The 1,244-nt window shown below is 50.3% G+C and carries 1 protein-coding gene and 1 pseudogene; both read right to left on the reverse strand.

The window, feature by feature from the left end:
• A pseudogene (locus KDK19_RS00475) lies at positions 1–184 on the reverse strand (ABC transporter permease); the annotation flags it as partial.
• A 129-nt stretch (positions 185–313) separates the two neighbouring features.
• Positions 314–1,244: ABC transporter substrate-binding protein (locus tag KDK19_RS00480; RefSeq protein WP_257291105.1), on the reverse strand; the 931-nt coding region annotated here is incomplete at its 5' end.

The following is a 1,244-nucleotide window of genomic DNA, read 5'->3' on the forward strand; positions in this document are numbered from 1 at the left end:
CCAGGAAAGGATCGTTCAGGCCCAGTTCATCACGCAGCACCTCCCGTTCAGCTTCTGACACGGACTGGCCCACCATCTCTCTGAGAGGATCACCCAGATTATCCTGGATGGAGAAACTGATCAGGCTGATGACAAACATCACCACCAGACCCTGCACCAGTCTCCTGAATAAAAATAACAACATAAAAAACCCTGCAGCGTTTTATACTTGCGAAAATGCCGCTCCACTCAGATGACGACACAGACTGATCAGAGATAATGATCGATCAGAAAAAAACCAAAAAAGGACCGGTATGAGCCGGCCCTGTGACGATTACTTCTCGCTAACGACCAGGTCAGCCAGGTATGGGAAGTTCATGATGTTAACCACTTCTTCAGCTTTAACACCTTTACGGGCGCCCCAGGCCAGGTTCTCCCAGTGCAAAGGAACATAGGCTGCTTCCTGGTACAGTTCCTTCTCAACTTCCTGCAGCAGCTTGGCGCGCTTGTCCAGGTTTGTTTCAGTACCTGCTGCTTTAACCAGCTTATCGACGGACTCGTTGCAGTAGTTACCACTGTTGTACTGACCCCAGCCTGTGCTGGCATCAGCACAGGCAGTGGTGTATTCAGTCATGTTGGCGGAATCTTCAGTATCAGAGTGCCAGCCGATCATCATGATGTCGGCAGCACGTTCATCAAATGCTGGCCAGTACTGCGCCTTGGGCATGGTTTTCAGGTCAACCTTGATGTTAATACGCTCCAACATGCTGGCCACCGTCTGGGCAATCTTGGCATCGTTAATGTAACGGTTATTTGGCGCCATCATGGTGACAGAGAAGCCATCTTCATAACCTGCTTCTTTCATCAGCTGTTTGGCTTTCTTCAGGTCGTAACGCGGTTCCAGTTCATCAACATAACCTGCGTAACCTTCAGGCCCCTGCTGACCGGCAGCCTCGGCAAAGCCCTTCATAATCTTTTTAACAATGCCTTCATTGTTGACAGCATGAACGATGGCCTGACGAACTCGCTTGTCCTGGAATGCTTCAACACGATCCTGATTCAGCTGGAAAGAAATCAGACGGGAACCGGTCAGGGTGATCAGTTCAGCATCGTCAGAACGCTTGATACGCTCATGATCATTTGGGGGCACCGGGTAGATAAAGTCCACGCCACCGGACAACAAAGCGGCAACACGTGTCGCATTTTCCTTGATCGGCGTCAGAGTGATGTTATCAACGTTACCCGGAGACTGCTTGTCCCAGTAT

Origin of the sequence: Endozoicomonas sp. ONNA1 (genome assembly GCF_024606325.1) — a bacterium.
Lineage (GTDB): Bacteria > Pseudomonadota > Gammaproteobacteria > Pseudomonadales > Endozoicomonadaceae > Endozoicomonas_A.